Origin of the sequence: Acinetobacter lanii (assembly GCF_011578285.1) — a bacterium.
Lineage (GTDB): Bacteria > Pseudomonadota > Gammaproteobacteria > Pseudomonadales > Moraxellaceae > Acinetobacter > Acinetobacter lanii.
In genome coordinates this window covers 100,073-115,033 of sequence record NZ_CP049916.1, presented here as the reverse complement: position 1 = coordinate 115,033, position 14,961 = coordinate 100,073, and the positions used below count along the sequence as shown (strand labels likewise).

The window sequence follows — 14,961 nt, the reverse complement described above, 5'->3', positions numbered from 1 at the left end:
TTATTGTTGTGTATTCCATGCGCTAAAACGTTTCTGAATCAAGCTAATGACCACATCAAAGGCGAAGCCGACCAAACCAATCACAATGACCGTGGCAAGTACCACATCCAGTTGGAAAATTTGACGACCATAGACCATCAGGTAACCAATGCCCTCACTGGATGCCAACAGTTCAACTGCCACCAAGGCACCCCAAGCACTGGCCAAAGACAGTCTTAAACCACCGATAAAACTGATAAAGGCACCCGGCAAAACTAAGTTCTTAAACTTTGACCATGTACCGAGTTGGTATACATCCGCCACCTCGGTTAAAGACTGTGGAATATTGCGCACCCCTTTAAACACATTGATGGTCATGGGTACCAGTGCAGATTTGGCAATCAAAATAATTTTTAAGGCTTCATCAATACCGACCAAAAGTATAAGTAACGGAATCCAACCCACCACCGGGACTAAATTGATCACTTTAAAGATCGGCCAAAGATAGGCTTCAACGGTTTTAGACAAGCCCATGCTCAGACCCAGCAACAATGCCAAGCTGATGCCAGCACTAAAGCCATAAGCAATGCGGGATAAACTGACCTTTAAATTGCTCCACAGTTCACCACTGCTGTATAAATCTTTTAGTGCCGTCCACACCAGATCGGGTGCGGGCAGCAATAAAGGATTGACCCAATTTTTTTCTACTGACACATGCCATAACCACAGCAAGATAATCGGAAAAATACTGCCGACCAACCAATACAAGACTCTGCTGTGCTTAAAAAATTGCCAAAAAGATGTCGGTTGTGATTCATCGATCAACACCGATGAATGGGTGCTTGGTTTTAAAGCGATCTGTTGAGACATGCCATGCTCCTCCTATTTCGCCTGCGAGCAGTTATTTACCGCTGGCATTTAATGGCGTCCAGAAATTCTGCAAGTTCAGTGTTTTTAAAGCATTGTTGACATATTTCGGTTCAATCCATTGATCCACATCGATATTGCCTCGAATTAATTTCAACTCCTGCCCTGCTTTTAATTTCTGTTTAATCACTGCAACGTTGTAAGCATCAAAAATCGGAGCACTATGACGTTTTAAATCGATTCCCTGATTGGCTTTCACAAAAGTGTTATAAGACAAGCCTGACTTAGACCATAACTTAAACAGTTCAGCTTTATGGGCAGGGTCACTTTCCCATGCCGCTTGTTTAACCAGCACATTGACAATCCGTTGTACCGTTTCAGGGTATTTTTGTTCAAACTTAGAGCTCACTAATACATAGCCTGAACTTTGCAGTTGAGTGGATTCTTGTTTTGAGCTGTAAATCAGTTTACCAATCCCTCGATCGATTACCGGATACAGTGACTGATTACTGAATATGGCATCTAGATCACCACTGGCCAATGCCGAATAGCCCACCGCACCATCGGTATTGACAAAGCGAAAATCTTTTTCGGATAAACCATGCTTTCTAATGATTTGGTTAATCGCGAGATGCACACTTGTCCCTTTAAAGAAGCCAATGCGCTTGCCCTTTAAATCTGCCCAAGATTTTGCTGTCGAACCTGCTGGAACCACCAAATAAGTATTGTCCTTGGTTCCACCAATAGCGATGAGTTTAGTATCTAGGCGGCTGGCTTTACCAATCAATGCCGGTAAGTCACCCAACCACGTAATATCCACCAGACCATTGGCATAGGATTCATTGACCGCAGGTCCTGCGCCTTTAAAGTTATTCCATTGAATTTTAATGCCATCTTTTTGGAATTCTTTTTCAATTAAACCCAAGGTTTGTGTGGTTGCATAATAGTTGCTATAACCCACGGGACGGTTGCCTGTGCCCACTAAAGGTGAAGCGAATCGAATCACTGTCGGCTTTGCCTCAGCTGCAAAACTTTGCGACAGTGGAAAAAGTGTCGATGTCGCCAAGATGCTGCTAACAAAAATTTTAGACCATGAAGCCATGTGGAAAATCCTCTCAAGATTGATAAAAATTAAAAGCCATATTGGAACTGAGCGACCAGCTCGTTATATTTTTGATTGCTGATTGCGTTATCAATATGATTGACGTTGAGCTGAAACTTGGTGGTTTCGGCAAAGAACGCATTTAGCCCCAGACTATGAATGTCGATGGTTTGATTATTTAGATGGGTGTCACGATCAATGCTGTCGAAACGGTAGAAGGCTTGATACGACTTTGGCCACCAGTCGTCATAACGACCTTGGTTACGGAAACCTTTGACGAATTGCTCCCCGAAGTTCCAGAACAAGGTTCCGGTATGCGATTCACTTTTGCGGTTGTAGACGCTGTGATTGGCATTAACGTAAGTGTCATCTTCACCCTGGACATACTCGTAAGTCAGGCCAAAAGGATGATGGTTGTAATACAGATCGATGCCTTTACGTAGCACATCACCTTTGCCGGCAAAGGATGCGTTGTTGCCATTGATTTCAAATAAATTGCTTTTGCCTTGATACCAAGACACACCTAGGCTCAGTTCACGTAACCATGAGTTATATTCGGCAGGCAAGGTATAGCGTAAGCGTCCTATAAAGTTCTTGTCGTCGTTGTCGTCTGACTTATTGGCACCATTGCCATTCACGATGCCGAAGGCATAGCTGAACATCGGTGAACGATAGTTATAACCATAATCGACGGTTGGAAAGGCATCACCCCGTACAATCAAACCCACTTCACGCAGTGCCAAACCATAGCCATAACCCGGTAAACTAAATAAAGCGTTGTTGATGGTCGGTTTCAAATCTTCAGTCGATTGCACTTCCTGACCAAAGGGTAAAAGCTGTTGACCTAAGGTCACACTTAAACGCCCGGTATCGGCACTGATGGTTGGTAACACGTTATAAATCAACTGTGCATCGAGTAAATTTAAATAACTGTTGTTGGTGCCTGACTGCGGTGAAGTACCAAAACGTAAGTTGAAATCAAGGTTACGTCCTTGTTCATAGTCTTTGAACAGATTGCCCATAAAACCAATTTGTACCGCGCCCAAATCGAAAGAAGAACGGCGATGATTCACTGCACTTGCCGTATTGTTACCATTCGGGCGAGTGGTTTGCGGTTCATCATAATAAGACGCTTTGGCCTGCACCACGCCATTGATCAACAGTTGACGTGAAGACAATGCGGTCTTGGTATCACGGTCACGTTGCACTTGATATTTATAATTTTCAAGGTCACTTTGCATGCCTTGGAATTCAGCCTGAGTGACATAGCGTTCGCCATCATCTAGCTCTTCAGCTGAGTGATCACTTGCCAACTCATCGGTCGGCTCAGTCTCATTGCTTACTTGAGGTGCTGTTGCTGTGGTTGTTGTTGCATTGGCTTCTTTGGCTTGCAAACGACTGATTTCACCTTTCAACAGGTTTAATGATTTTTCGAGTTGACTCACTTGCTGTTTGAGCTGGCTGACTTCAGTGTCCGCATGGGTCAAACTGATGCTGGCACTGAGTAACGTGAGTGTTGCAATGCCGATTTTAAGTGGTTGATTCATGAATCGTGACACCTACAGCTTGGCAAGCGACACGTCTGTCGATTTGATCAGGACTAAAACTTGGCTCCCCACTTGTAGGTTCAAGTCATTGACTGAACGTGTGGTAATGACTGAGGTAAAAATACCCGAAGCAGTCACCACATCGACTTCAGAGACCACATCGCCTTTGACGATTTCTTGAATGGTGCCTTTAATTTGATTTCGAACGTTGATTGATTGAATTGTCATTATTAATTCCTCCTATTTTTGTTGGAATTAATACTGCACAATTTATTTCATAATCAAAAATAATTAAAATAGATTTTTATATCTTATTTTATTCATAATATGACCCTACAATTAAAGTAACTCGATCTGTCGTTTTAAATAATCAACATCTTTAATAACAATATTTTCATATTGCCAATTTAAAATATCTAAACCGACCAACTTTTTAATTTCTTTATTGACTGTTTGGCGTGATGCTGAAAGTAAATCAGCCAAATCATGCTGTGAAATTTTCAATTTAATTTCCCAGCCCAATGCCTGTCGAACCCCATATTGATGGGTCAAATTGAGTAAGGTTTTCGCCACTTTTTGCGATAAATTGGCAATGTGCAAGAACTTCAATTCTGCCATCAGGTAATGCATACGCAAAGCAAGTAGTTGCATCACCTCTTGCGAAAGAGCTTGATTTTGCTCGATCAATCCCAAGAAGATGGATTTGGGAATCACCAAAACTTGCAATTGATTAAAGGCATAATAGTCATATTCAGGGGCATGATTTTGTAGGCAGCAAAACAAGTTAATAAAGTTTTTTTCCGAATAATAATTAAAGGCATGAAAACGACCCGATGGGCTTAAATATCCAATTTGGATAATCCCATCGAGCAGAATATAAAGTGAATCATGCTGAGATTGATGAGCATGATTACGTTGAATCACCATCTCGCCTTTTTGATATTTTTTAATCTGCGAGTGATCTAATAAATATTGAATATTATCCTGAGATATTGTTTTAAATATATTCCTTATAATATGCGTATTTGTTGACGCATTAAAATCATAATATTGCATATTAAAATGATCCATCCAGTATTATTTTGATTCATACTAGATGGATTAGCTTTTAACATCGAATCATTTATTATTGATTAGATAGCCATTTTTATGCAAAGTTTACCGAGTTTAAAGATTTGATTATGAAACTTTTTCATATTGACCATCATTGGTCAGGCGGTAGTCGGTAATATCAATTTTTTGTTCCTTACGTAAGGTCTGACTTGGACGACCATCGACACCTACCGGAACATCTCCTTGCAATGTCACACGGCGTACCACACGGTGTTGATCACCATAGTCATTGATGGCACGATGTTGCGTGGCACGGTTATCCCAAATCGCAACATCGCCTGCTTCCCAACGCCAGCGCACAATATTTTCCTGTTTCACCACATAGCTTTGGAATAAATCGAACAGTTTGCGTGAGTCAGTGGAGTTAAAGCCGACAAAGCGTTTAAAGAAGTGACCGAGCAACAAGGTCTTTTCCCCAGTTTCAGGGTGTACCCGCACCAAAGGATGTTCGGTTTCATATTCGGTTGAGTTAAAGAAATTTTTGTATTTCGCCAAAACTTCAGGCGTTATATTTTTGTTGGCTTGCGACAAGCCACCCGCATAATCATAGTCGTTGCTATGCACGGCACGTAAGGTATCTGCCAACGCTTTTAAAGGTGCAGGTAAAGCATCGTAAGCGCTTGTGGTATTGGCCCAAGCGGTGTCGCCACCGGCTGCCGGTGCAACTACACTGCGTAAGATTGATGCTTTCGGATAGGCATCAAGGAAAGTAATGTCAGTATGCCAAGAATCAGCTCGTGCACCATGTGCTGAGTCCAATTCTAAAATATGTTTTGAACCTTGTTTGACTGGCACAGTGGGATGATTCAATGGTTCACCTAAACGCGCAGCAAAGGCTTCTTGCTCAACATCATCTAAATGTTGTTGCCCTTTAATGAAAATCGCTTTGTACTGTAAAAGGGCTTGGTTGATTTCTTGCACCACGTTTTGATCCAATTGGCCCGATAGTTTCACGCCTTGGATTTCTGCACCGATCCGACCGGTAATCGGTTTGACTTGAATGTGTTGGTATTGGTAGCTCATAGGGTTTGCCTCATTTCATTAAAATTGGGTAATTTTTTTTTAAATCTTAATTCTTGCTGTGAAATGATCTTGCCAAATGTACTTATGCAAATCTGTCAAATATTTGACATTTTTCTTCTGCATTTCAGATATAGAAAAGATAAAAATGAATAACAGGACATCAATGCACTGCATAAAAAAACCCGCCGAAGCGGGTGATTGATTATCCATGATTCATATCTAGGTTTTATTTTGGCTCTAAACGCTTGCTTAGTTTGGTCGCAAATGCAGTGACCTTTTGATAGCCGGTTGGCAACACACGTTGCATCAGATCAATCACTTTTGCATCATTACCAATTAACAAACGACGACGATCTTTTTGTACCGCTTCTAAAATTTGACGCGCTGCTTCTTCCGGTGGGCAACGCAACAATTTATTAAAGGTTTTCGCAGATTTCTCAGGGTTCATCCCTAAAGAACGTAAGCTGTCATTCATGCGTGCATCATTGGCAATATTGGTTCGAATACCGCCGGGGTGTACACAAAGCGCACTTACACCTTTATTTTCGATATCAAGCTCTTGGCGTAAAGATTCCGTAAAGCCACGTACCGCAAATTTGGTTGCGTTATACGCCGACTGGGTTGGCTGAGCCGTTAGCCCGAACAAACTTGAAATATTGATGATATGCCCATCACCGGTTTTTTTGATATACGGTAAAAACTCTTTGGTGCCGTACACCACACCCCAAAAGTTAATATTCACGATCCATTCCAACTCTTCATAGCTCGCACCTTCCACGGTCGAACCCAAAGCTACGCCTGCATTGTTAAAAATCATATTGACAGCGCCATGATTACGCACGGTTTCTTCTGCCCATGCTTTCACTTCAGGCTGTTTTGCCACATCGACTTTTTTTGTGGTGACACGGACATTGCTGTCTTTGATCAATTCAACCGTATCTGCCAAACCTTTTTCATTGACATCACTGAGTGACAAATGACAGCCCTGTTTCGCCAACAGTACTGCCAGTTGTTGTCCAATACCTGAACCCGCACCGGTAATTGCAGCCACTTTATTTTTAAAATTCTTCATCGTGTTTCCCTTTTGATTTTTTGCACAAGATTTCTGCATGAAAATGATTGCAATTGTGCGCTTCATGCATCACTATAAATTTGACAATTATGATTGTCAATGTAAGTTGTCGACTATTTATTGCATTTAAATGTCAATGCAACCGCATAGGTTTCTCAGACATTTATTGCTAAGATGACAAAAATGACTCGTACTCTCTGACACTCTAAAGCCATGACTAAAAACGCTGCACACTCACCGCCATCAAGCACAGAAAAAAACGCTAAAGTCGTTAAAGAACGTCAATTTAAAGGCATGTCTTTGACAGAACGGAAGCAGGCACGGCGTGAAAAATTGATTGAAGCAGGCATTCAAGCCTATGGCACGCACGGTTTTTTTTCAGTCACAGTTAAAGACATTTGCAATGAAGCGAAACTGACGGAACGCTACTTTTACGAATCCTTTAAAAAAAGCGAAAATTTATTCCAGACCATTTTCTTACAACTGATCGAGAAAATGCAGCAAACCTTGATGCAGTCCATCATGCAAGGTTCACCCGATCCGCTGCACATGATTGATAGTGGTCTAACGGGTTTTTTCAATATGCTGCATGATGATCCCCGCATGGCACGGATTATTTATATCGATGCCATGCTGGTTCAAGAACTGCATAACCATGCCACCATTCAAGAAACCATGGGGCAGTTTGACCGCATGATTCATGCCTTTGTGATGCTGATGATGCCGAAAACCCAATTGAGCGAAAAAGAGATTTCTCTGATTGCCACAGGGCTGAATGGCTATGTCACTCAAGTGGCGGTACGTTGGGTGATGGGTGGTTTTAAACTGCCGATTGAGGATGTCGTTCAAGCCTGCCGTACGGTGTTCTTGGCTTTACTTCGAGATTTAACCGATCAATAAATGGGGCGAAGCATGCCGGTTTAACTTTCTTGATACATAGGCTCCGTGTGTATTTCATTGAATTTAAATGATGCATTGGAATCATTTATTTCAGTAAAAAATTTTCGATAGATTTCCTTGGCTTATCGCTGAATTTGTCACAAATCATTGCGAAATGCAGGTTTCGTCCCATGATTGCAATGATACTGTCATAATTAATCTTTGTAATAAGCCTGTCATAAATATAAAACGGGAACACCGTTGTTCTAAGGATATTGCGTTGTGAAAGATGACTATATTTTAATCGTCGATGACGAGCTTCCGATTCGTGAAATGATCCATACCTCATTAGATATGGCAGGCTTCCAATGCCTTGAAGCTGAAGATGCCAAACAAGCGCATCAAATGATTGTCGATCAACGCCCTGCTTTAATCCTACTGGATTGGATGTTGCCCGGTGGCGTGAGTGGCGTTGACCTGTGTCGCCGTCTAAAGCGTGATGAAACTTTGTCAGAAATTCCAGTGATTATGCTGACTGCACGCGGTGAAGAAGACCATAAAGTGCAAGGTCTCGATGCCGGTGCCGATGACTACATGACCAAGCCTTTTTCTACCCGTGAATTGGTTTCTCGGATTAAAGCGGTATTGCGCCGCGCCAATGCCTTAAGTGGTGAAAAAACCATTGATGCCAATGGCTTGACCCTCGATCCTGTCAGTCAGCGGGTCAGCTTTAACCACAGTATTTTAGACATGGGACCAACGGAATATCGCTTGTTGGCATTCTTTATGACCCATCCTGAACGTGCCTATACCCGTGCGCAATTGCTTGATCAAGTCTGGGGCGGCAATGTCTATATTGAAGACCGAACCATCGATGTGCATATTCGTCGTTTGCGCAAAGTGCTAGAACCCTATGGTGCAGATCGTTATGTACAGACGGTACGCGGTACAGGTTATCGATTCTCTACCCGCGCAGACGTTGCTTTAGGTTAATATTCAGTTATTCGTTTAAGGTGAATTTCACTGTATGTATGAACCGTATCCCGTCCCTAAACTGGCGAATGAACATAAAAAATTTCGCTATAGCAGTTTATGGACCTTTGCCAAACAAGATTTACGTCTCTTGGCTTTTTTTATTGTCGTGGGCGGCTTGATTGGCTTCGGACTCGGTTATTTTTGGATCGGTATCGGGATTGCTTTTGCGCTGTTTTTTGCCATGCAACTGCGTTCACTGTATTTGGTCAATGATTGGATTTCCAATCGACCTTATGATGTTCCACCGAATTTAAATGGCATTTGGGGCGCCTTGCTGTTCAATGTCTATCGTGCACAACGTCAGGAACGCATTGTACAGTCGGAAATGGTCAGTTTAATTGATCGCACTCAGTCCTCCCTCATGGCGCTGTCTGAAGCGATCATCATGACCGATGATTTGCAACAGATCGACTGGTGGAATCCGGCCGCAGAACATTTATTTGGCATACAGGCACTGGATCGTGGTCGTAATATTTTGACTATTATTCGCCAACCGGACTTTGTTGAATATTTTAAAAATGTAGATCAAGCCCCTGATGGCATCAAGATTAAACTTGCCAGCGATGACAATACCTACGCACAAATTAAATTGACTCATTTTGGCAATGAAAGCTGTCTATTGGTCGCGCATGACATTACCCGTATGCGCAATTTAGAACAAATGCGTTCTGACTTTGTCGATAACATTTCCCATGAACTCCGTACCCCCTTAACGGTACTCAGTGGATATATTGAAACCTTTAAAGATCAAGAAGACATTAGCCCACGCTGGAAACGCGCCTTTGATCAGATGCAGTCGCAAACCAAACGTATGAATGCTTTGGTCAATGACTTGCTGTTGTTGTCCCGTTTGGAAAATGACAAGCAAATTGCCAAAAATCAGATCATCGAAATGCCAAGTTTAATGAACCATTTGTTTGATGATGCACAAGCTTACAACACTGATTATGGGCATACCTTGAATTTGGATATCGACAGCCATTGCGAATTGATTGGTTCGGATATGGAGTTGGCCAGCGCCTTTAGTAACCTGATCACCAATGCGATTAAGTACACCCCCAAAGGCGGTACCATTACCATCGGTTGGCATGATGATGGTGAACACGGTTACTTTTCCGTTGAAGACACCGGCATCGGCATTGACCCGAAACATTTGCCCCGTTTAACCGAGCGTTTTTACCGAGTCGATAGCGCACGCAGTCGTGCCACAGGCGGTACCGGGCTAGGGCTGGCGATTGTGAAACACGTGCTGATGCAACATGGCGGACATTTAGAAATTGAATCTAAAGAAAATCAAGGATCGACCTTTATTGCGGTATTTCCGAAAGAACGCCTGTATCGTTTAAGTGAAGCTTAAATTGAAGTAGATCCATAAACAACCATAAAAAAAGCGCCTCAATGCAGGCGCTTTTTTTTGGCTTTGATGTCGTGTCTATTTTAAAGAAAACTTAAAGGGTATGTCCTAAGGCTTCGCCCATCACTACCATAGAGTTGGCTTGGAAAGCACTGTCCCACTGCATCTTGTCTTGTTCAAATAACACCACAGCGGTTGAGCCCAAATAGAAACGACCGAGTTCATCCCCTTTTTCAAGTTTCATCTCATGGTGATTGAGTTCTAAACGACCCGTAGGTTTGACTTTACCTGTTGCCACAGTTTCGATGCCTGCCACAATCATCGCACCGACTAAAACCACAGCCATACGACCCAAGTCTGTGTCGAATAAGCAGACCATACGTTCATTACGGGCAAACAAACCCGGAATATTTTCTGCGGTGGTTTGATTGACAGAGAACAACTCACCCGGAATATATAAGGTTTCAGTCAGAGTGCCAGCATACGGCATATGCACACGGTGATAATCTTTCGGTGATAGGTAAACTGTAGCGAATTCACCATTTTTAAACGGCTCAGCCAGTTGCGGGTCGCCAATCAATTTTTCAACAGAAAAGCTTTGCCCTTTGGCTTGGAAAATATCGCCATCTGCAATTTTACCGAGTTGTGAAATCGCACCATCGGCAGGTGAAACTACACTGTTCGGATTGGCATCAATTTCACGTACACCCGCTTTTAAAGAACGGGTAAAAAATTCATTAAAGGATTTAAATTTTAACGCATTGCCTTGTTCCGCAATGGACATATCAATGCCGTATTGCGCTTTAAAGGCTTGGATCACAATATTTTTTAGAATCGGATTTTCACTGGCCGCAACTTTGCCCACTACACGGCTGAGTTTTTGTTGCGGAACCACTTTTTGTGCTTGGATAAATAGGTTTTTCTTTAAATTTTTAAGACTCACTCAGGTGATTCTCCAGTAATGATTGGACTGTCGAGACGATTGCCCCATTCGCTCCACGCACCATCATAAGCTTGAATCTCCCAACCAAGGAGTCGTCCAATCACGTATGCCAAACCAGATCGATGATGCGACTGGCAGTACACCACTACAGGTTGATCGAGTTGAAAGCCCAATTGTTCTAAACGTTGTTGCGTGCGTTCTAAGGGATGCAATTTTAAATGATTTTGACGGTTTAGGGCAGTACTCCATTCAAAATGTCGTGCTGAAGGAATATGACCACCGCGACGTGCTGCTAAACGTTGCCCGGTATACTCTTCAGCGGTTCTACAGTCCCAGACTTGCAACTTATTTTGCTGAACGTGTTGTAACAATTTTTGATAACCGATACGTGGTTGCTGAATATTTTGGTTGTTTACTTCCACGAGGTTTTCAATAGGCGCAATCTCTTCAACCTCAGATGAGGTGGGTAAATTTTCCCCGAGCCATGCATGAATGCCCCCATTCAACAAACTGGTGTTGTAAAAACCAATACAGTGCAAATTCCAAATCAAACGCCCTGCCCACGCACCGCCTTCGTCGTCATAGACCACCACATGATGTTCAGGTGAAATATTTAGGGTTTGAATCAGTTCTTTTAAGCCTTCTTCATCAGGCAATAAACCGGATGCCTCTTCTTCTTGGCGCACCAACAGTTTCGGTTTGAGGTGAATCGCATGCGGGATATGCAGTTGCTCATACACAGAGGCACGGGTTAAATCGACAATGCGGAGTTTGTCATTGCCTAAATGCGGAACCAGCTGTTCAGCTTCGATGAGTAAACCGAGATCAAATTGAGATTGAGTCATAATTTTTCGAATATTATTTCGTTTATTGAATTTGATCTTAGCATAAGAAAATTGCCCTATTATTCAGAATTTTCGCATGGGATTCGCAAAAATCAGATATAGGGCAATGCTTGAAAATTTAAGGCTTATTCAGGCTCTTGGATTTTGAACACCTGACGTAAATAGGCTAAGAACGTATCATTATCGGTCATAGTTTTGCCTGGGCTATCCGACAGTTTAGCGACAGATTGACCATTACATTCCACCAACTTCAACACGATATTTAAAGGCGTTTGACCCATGTCATTGGTTAAATTGGTGCCAATGCCAAAACTGACTTGGAAACGATCTTTAAAGTAATTGTGCAAGTCCCAAGCTTTTTCCAAGCTTAAGCCATCACTAAAGGTCAGCATTTTGGTTTTGCTGTCAATTTTCAGCTTCTTATAGTGTTCGTAAGCTTTATCACCCCAGACATAGGGATCGCCACTGTCATGACGCAGACCATCAAACAGTTTGGCAAAGTACAAGTCGAAGTCACGTAAGAAGGCATCCATACCGACCACATCGGTCAGCGCAATGCCTAAATCACCACGGTATTCTTGTACCCAAGTTTCTAGCGCCGATTTTTGGAAATCACTTAAACGCACATCTAAAGCTTGGAAGGCTTGTAAAAATTCATGTGCCATGGTGCCAATTGGGGTTAAATCCAATTGCATCGCCAAAAGCACATTACTGGTGCCACGGAAAATGCTCGGTGCAGCTTTATGAAATTCTTCAATGACGTGTTTTTGCCATTCAAAACTATAACGACGACGGGTACCAAAATCAGACACCAAGAATGGCGGTTCATCTGAACCTTGTACTTGGGCATAATGCTTGAGCAGTTCAACTTTGGCTTCTAAACGACGTTGCCCTTCTGCCAATACCTCATCTGAGCGAATCCGTTGGAAGTACAATTCATTGACGATCGCAAGCACAAAGATCTCAAACATCATCGCTTGCACCATTGGGCCTTCCACCCAAATGTCTAAGCGACCTTGATCATCAATACTGGCTTGAATAAAACGGCGTTTCAGTTGGAATAGTTCTAAATAATCGACAAAATCACTTTTTATAAATCTTAGACTTCGTAAATATTGGAGTTCTTCTTCTTTGAATTTGAGTTGACACAGATAATCGAGTTGTTGATTTAAATCATCAAGAATATCACTCAGCGGATAGACCGTTTCTTCTAGATTACGACAGCGAAAATGATACACACTGTCAGTTTGCGGAAACTTATGGAGTACCACCTGCAACATGGTGAATTTATACAGGTCAGTATCTAATAACGATTGAATAATGGCAGACATATAACTTTCAATTTTTATCAACTATCCGCATTAAAGCACATTTTATTTAGATAAAACTGAATGTTTTCATAAATAAACCATTCTCTACGACCAATTGCTATAGTTCATAAAAACTAAAGAATGACTTAATTTACTCTATAAAAAATGAAATATCGCATAAATAATCAATCTTTCAACTGTTGTAGTTTATGGTCTTGCTCGATCATTTTGGCAAATTCAGCAACGGTTTTTTGTCCCGTTTGTACGGCATTGGCATCGCAATCGACTTTGCGTAGTTGTTTCACAATACCCCATTCCATTTTAAAAATCGCGCCCATCAAAGCGGTATTGCCTTTGTTGTCACGTGCGCAACGATCTGCACCATGGGCTAATAAAATAGTGATCGTTGCTGATTGACCAAGTAGGCTGCCATAAGCAGTGCCGTATAGCCTTGGGCATGACATATATCGACTGGAAAGCCATGTTTTAAAAATTCATTGATCACGTCTTGGTTGCCTGTTTTTGCCGTAGCTAAAGAAGGCTGAGTTTGACAGGACTTTCGGGTTGTAATGCGCATATTTCCTTGTCAACTAACTGCGTTGAAAACGAGGTTTTAAAATCGCAATGCTTTAACTGTAGCCCGTTCACAATCCTCAGTTTTAAAATGCCAATTTTGGTAAACTCCTGCTCAATCTATTTTTTCGTTTTTTAATTATGCGCGCATTACTTCAACGAGTTTTAGAAGCCAAAGTCGTCGTCGATGGTGAAATCACAGGACAAATTGATCACGGCATTTTGGTGTTCTTAGGACTCGGCAAAGAAGACACTTTAGAGATTGGTAAACGAACCATCGATAAAATTTTAAAGTACCGTTTTTTCGATGATGAACAAGGCAAAATGGGTTGGAATGTCAGCCAAGCAGGCGGTGGCTTATTATTGGTTTCGCAATTTACTTTAATGGCGCAAACCCAAAAAGGATTACGTCCTGATTTTGGTCCCGCGATGCCTCCAAGCGAAGCCAAAGCGTTGTATGAGCAGTTGGTGAATTATGCCAAATCACAGTTCCCCAATGTACAAACCGGAATTTTCGCTGCTGACATGAAAGTGCACTTGGTCAATGACGGGCCAGTAACCTTTAACTTAGAAGTGATTTAAAACATTTTCTTCGCAATAAAAAAAAGCCCTCGATCGAGGGCTTTTTCAATGCGCATCTTTTGCTGTACGATCTGAGAATAGAAGCTAACAACACTCAGCTTTCACAAATAGACAGGGAAAAAATTATTTACCCGTTTTATCTTTAATGAATTGGCGTGCCAATTGAATTTTTTCTTTGACCGGTTTTGGAATTTTCGGTGGAATCAATTTCGCTGCTTGGTTAAACCACACCAATAAACTGAAATCCCCTTCCATTTTAATGGTGCCATTTTGCATACCGGTCATAAATGCAGTCGGATCGCCTTTCATTAAGGTTTTTACTGCTTGTTCGCTGTCGGCAAACTGCAACACAAAATCAGCTTTTTCAGCATCACCCGAAACCGTATCTATTTGACCGTTATTGACTAAAATCTGACGTGCCACACCCAAGTCTGTACCAATTTGGATACGGAACTGACGATCATGAATCAACTCAATAAATTTAGGGCTGGTGCGTGCCAATTGTTTCATACGCAGAGACAAACCCAAAACCAATAAATCTAAAGGATCAGTCGTGGCATCCACGATTGGAAGTTTTACTACCGGAATTGAAGAAAAGTTCATGACATTTAAGCCTGTTTTTTTAATTTCAATGAGAATTTGTTCATCCTACCACAGCTTATTCTGAATAAAATGAGGCTTTGTATAACAAAAGTATAAGACAAAAAAAGGTATATCATTTTGATACACCTTTAAAT

At 41.8% G+C, this 14,961-nt stretch carries 15 protein-coding genes and 1 pseudogene; 4 read left to right on the top strand and 12 right to left on the bottom strand.

The window, feature by feature from the left end; translation table 11 throughout:
- From G8D99_RS00535 to G8D99_RS00505, 7 genes are all read right to left on the bottom strand, one after another.
- Entirely contained in the window at positions 1–849 is an 849-nt protein-coding gene (locus G8D99_RS00535; protein ID WP_166321624.1) for an ABC transporter permease, read from the bottom strand.
- Between the two features lie 31 nt (positions 850–880).
- Positions 881–1,948, bottom strand: a complete 1,068-nt coding sequence (locus tag G8D99_RS00530; RefSeq protein ID WP_166321622.1) for an ABC transporter substrate-binding protein — start codon at positions 1,946–1,948, stop codon at positions 881–883.
- Between the two features lie 29 nt (positions 1,949–1,977).
- Positions 1,978–3,495, bottom strand: a complete 1,518-nt coding sequence (locus G8D99_RS00525) for a porin family protein (protein ID WP_166321620.1) — start codon at positions 3,493–3,495, stop codon at positions 1,978–1,980.
- 12 nt (positions 3,496–3,507) lie between these two features.
- Positions 3,508–3,723 carry a TOBE domain-containing protein gene (locus G8D99_RS00520; RefSeq protein WP_153373098.1) on the bottom strand — a complete coding sequence of 72 codons (216 nt, stop codon included), beginning with the start codon at positions 3,721–3,723 and terminating at the stop codon, positions 3,508–3,510.
- A gap of 111 nt (positions 3,724–3,834) precedes the next feature.
- Entirely contained in the window at positions 3,835–4,551 is a 717-nt protein-coding gene (locus tag G8D99_RS00515) for a Crp/Fnr family transcriptional regulator (protein WP_166321618.1), read from the bottom strand.
- A 123-nt stretch (positions 4,552–4,674) separates the two neighbouring features.
- Positions 4,675–5,631, bottom strand: a complete 957-nt coding sequence (locus G8D99_RS00510) for a TauD/TfdA dioxygenase family protein (protein WP_166321616.1) — start codon at positions 5,629–5,631, stop codon at positions 4,675–4,677.
- A gap of 226 nt (positions 5,632–5,857) precedes the next feature.
- Positions 5,858–6,703 (bottom strand): SDR family NAD(P)-dependent oxidoreductase, encoded by an 846-nt coding sequence (locus G8D99_RS00505; protein WP_166321614.1) that lies wholly within the window; start codon positions 6,701–6,703, stop codon positions 5,858–5,860.
- A 213-nt stretch (positions 6,704–6,916) separates the two neighbouring features.
- Between G8D99_RS00505 and G8D99_RS00500 the strand changes: the two genes are divergently transcribed.
- The 3 genes from G8D99_RS00500 (at position 6,917) to phoR (ending at position 9,974) form a co-directional block, all read left to right on the top strand.
- On the top strand, positions 6,917–7,603 hold the full coding sequence (locus G8D99_RS00500) for a TetR/AcrR family transcriptional regulator (RefSeq protein WP_166321612.1): 687 nt from the start codon (positions 6,917–6,919) through the stop codon (positions 7,601–7,603).
- Positions 7,604–7,864: 261 nt separating this feature from the next.
- Positions 7,865–8,575 (top strand): phosphate regulon transcriptional regulator PhoB, encoded by a 711-nt coding sequence (gene phoB, locus G8D99_RS00495; RefSeq protein WP_166321610.1) that lies wholly within the window; start codon positions 7,865–7,867, stop codon positions 8,573–8,575.
- A gap of 34 nt (positions 8,576–8,609) precedes the next feature.
- Complete coding sequence (phoR, locus tag G8D99_RS00490) at positions 8,610–9,974, top strand: phosphate regulon sensor histidine kinase PhoR (protein WP_166321608.1); 1,365 nt, start codon at positions 8,610–8,612, stop codon at positions 9,972–9,974.
- 91 nt (positions 9,975–10,065) lie between these two features.
- Here the strand turns inward: phoR and asd are convergent, their stop codons facing one another.
- The 4 genes and pseudogenes from asd to G8D99_RS00470 all read right to left on the bottom strand — a co-directional run.
- On the bottom strand, positions 10,066–10,914 hold the full coding sequence (gene asd / locus G8D99_RS00485; RefSeq protein ID WP_166321606.1) for an archaetidylserine decarboxylase: 849 nt from the start codon (positions 10,912–10,914) through the stop codon (positions 10,066–10,068).
- Entirely contained in the window at positions 10,911–11,759 is an 849-nt protein-coding gene (locus tag G8D99_RS00480; RefSeq protein ID WP_166321604.1) for a sulfurtransferase, read from the bottom strand. Before G8D99_RS00480 ends, asd begins: the two co-directional genes overlap by 4 nt.
- A gap of 125 nt (positions 11,760–11,884) precedes the next feature.
- A complete protein-coding gene (gene pncB / locus G8D99_RS00475) occupies positions 11,885–13,090 on the bottom strand; it encodes a nicotinate phosphoribosyltransferase (RefSeq protein WP_166321602.1) in 1,206 nt (401 codons plus the stop codon).
- A gap of 164 nt (positions 13,091–13,254) precedes the next feature.
- Positions 13,255–13,601: pseudogene (locus G8D99_RS00470) on the bottom strand (ankyrin repeat domain-containing protein); the annotation flags it as partial.
- A gap of 182 nt (positions 13,602–13,783) precedes the next feature.
- Here G8D99_RS00470 and dtd point away from each other — a divergent pair.
- Entirely contained in the window at positions 13,784–14,224 is a 441-nt protein-coding gene (gene dtd / locus G8D99_RS00465; RefSeq protein ID WP_166321600.1) for a D-aminoacyl-tRNA deacylase, read from the top strand.
- Between the two features lie 123 nt (positions 14,225–14,347).
- On the opposite strand, the gene G8D99_RS00460 is transcribed toward dtd, so the two are convergent.
- Complete coding sequence (locus G8D99_RS00460) at positions 14,348–14,827, bottom strand: SCP2 sterol-binding domain-containing protein (RefSeq protein WP_166321598.1); 480 nt, start codon at positions 14,825–14,827, stop codon at positions 14,348–14,350.
- Positions 14,828–14,961 lie beyond the last annotated feature (134 nt).

Coding starts and splice junctions, on each gene's coding strand:
- G8D99_RS00535 (WP_166321624.1), bottom strand. CDS start 849: ATGTCTCAACAGATCGCTTTAAAACCAAGCACCCATTCATCGGTGTTG.
- G8D99_RS00530 (WP_166321622.1), bottom strand. CDS start 1,948: ATGGCTTCATGGTCTAAAATTTTTGTTAGCAGCATCTTGGCGACATCG.
- G8D99_RS00525 (WP_166321620.1), bottom strand. CDS start 3,495: ATGAATCAACCACTTAAAATCGGCATTGCAACACTCACGTTACTCAGT.
- G8D99_RS00520 (WP_153373098.1), bottom strand. CDS start 3,723: ATGACAATTCAATCAATCAACGTTCGAAATCAAATTAAAGGCACCATT.
- G8D99_RS00515 (WP_166321618.1), bottom strand. CDS start 4,551: ATGCAATATTATGATTTTAATGCGTCAACAAATACGCATATTATAAGG.
- G8D99_RS00510 (WP_166321616.1), bottom strand. CDS start 5,631: ATGAGCTACCAATACCAACACATTCAAGTCAAACCGATTACCGGTCGG.
- G8D99_RS00505 (WP_166321614.1), bottom strand. CDS start 6,703: ATGAAGAATTTTAAAAATAAAGTGGCTGCAATTACCGGTGCGGGTTCA.
- G8D99_RS00500 (WP_166321612.1), top strand. CDS start 6,917: ATGACTAAAAACGCTGCACACTCACCGCCATCAAGCACAGAAAAAAAC.
- phoR (WP_166321608.1), top strand. CDS start 8,610: ATGTATGAACCGTATCCCGTCCCTAAACTGGCGAATGAACATAAAAAA.
- G8D99_RS00480 (WP_166321604.1), bottom strand. CDS start 11,759: ATGACTCAATCTCAATTTGATCTCGGTTTACTCATCGAAGCTGAACAG.
- pncB (WP_166321602.1), bottom strand. CDS start 13,090: ATGTCTGCCATTATTCAATCGTTATTAGATACTGACCTGTATAAATTC.
- dtd (WP_166321600.1), top strand. CDS start 13,784: ATGCGCGCATTACTTCAACGAGTTTTAGAAGCCAAAGTCGTCGTCGAT.
- G8D99_RS00460 (WP_166321598.1), bottom strand. CDS start 14,827: ATGAACTTTTCTTCAATTCCGGTAGTAAAACTTCCAATCGTGGATGCC.